Here is a 1,138-nt window from a genome sequence, read left to right on the forward strand (position 1 = left end):
CTACAACCGTCGCATCTCCACCAACCGTAAGGTCGCTAGCCGTAAGGTCATCGCCTTCCACATCTGATGCTTGAGAAAGCAGCTGCTCTTGACTTAGACGAATCGAACCATCTTCGTCGATTGAGTACGCTAGGTCACCAGACACAGGCGCATCATCAACCGCAGTCACACTTACATCGATGTTCGCAGAGACCGTATCGGTGCCGTCAGAGACATCGAAGCCGAAGTTTACGTCGCCATTGAAGTTCTCATTTGGCGCAAAGGTGTATGTACCATTACCGTTGTCGGTAAGAATACCGTCACCGCCATCGTAGGTCACACCTTCAACCGTTAGGTTGTCACCTTCAATATCAGTAGCACCGGTTAACAGGTCAGCATCGGTGAAGATCAACGTGCCATCTTCTTCAACGCTGAACTGTTGATCTTGAGGGACTGGCAGGTCGTTAACTGGGTTAACGGTTAGGTCAGCTGAAGCTTGAACGGTGTTAGTACCATCTGAGATATCGAAGTTGATATCGATGTCACCATTGAAGTTCTCATCTGGCGTAATCGTGAAGCTGCCGTCATCGTTTTGAGTAACGGTTGCATCACCACTAACCGTTAGGCCGCTAGCAGTAAGGTCATCGCCTTCCACATCAGATGCTTGTGATAACAGTTGCTCTTGACTTAGACGGATAGAACCATCTTCGTCGATTGAGTACGCTAGGTCGCCAGACACTGGCGCATCATCAACCGCTGTTACGCTCACGTCGATGTTTGCTGACACCGTATCGGTGCCGTCAGAGACATCGAAGCCGAAGTTTACGTCACCATTGAAGTTTTCATTCGGCGCAAAGGTGTAAGTCCCGTTGCCGTTGTCGGTCAAGATACCGTCGCCGCCATCGTAGGTCACACCTTCAACCGTTAGGTTGTCGCCTTCAATGTCAGTAGCGCCTGTTAATAGGCCTGCATCGGTGAAGATAAGCGTTCCATCTTCTTCAACACTGAACTGTTGATCTTGAGGTACTGGCAAATCATTTACTGGGTTAACGGTTAGGTCTGCAGAAGCTTGAACCGTATTGGTACCATCTGAGATATCGAAGCTGATATCGATGTCACCATTGAAGTTCTCATCTGGCGTAATCGTGAAGCTGCCGTC

The 1,138-nt window shown here is 49.3% G+C and carries 1 protein-coding gene; it reads right to left on the reverse strand.

Annotated elements, in window-relative coordinates:
- Positions 1-1,138: tandem-95 repeat protein (locus tag AB6E52_RS23080; RefSeq protein WP_372189997.1), on the reverse strand; the 1,138-nt coding region annotated here is incomplete at both ends.

The sequence above is a fragment of the Vibrio sp. 10N.247.311.13 genome (assembly GCF_041467595.1).
Lineage (GTDB): Bacteria > Pseudomonadota > Gammaproteobacteria > Enterobacterales > Vibrionaceae > Vibrio > Vibrio crassostreae_C.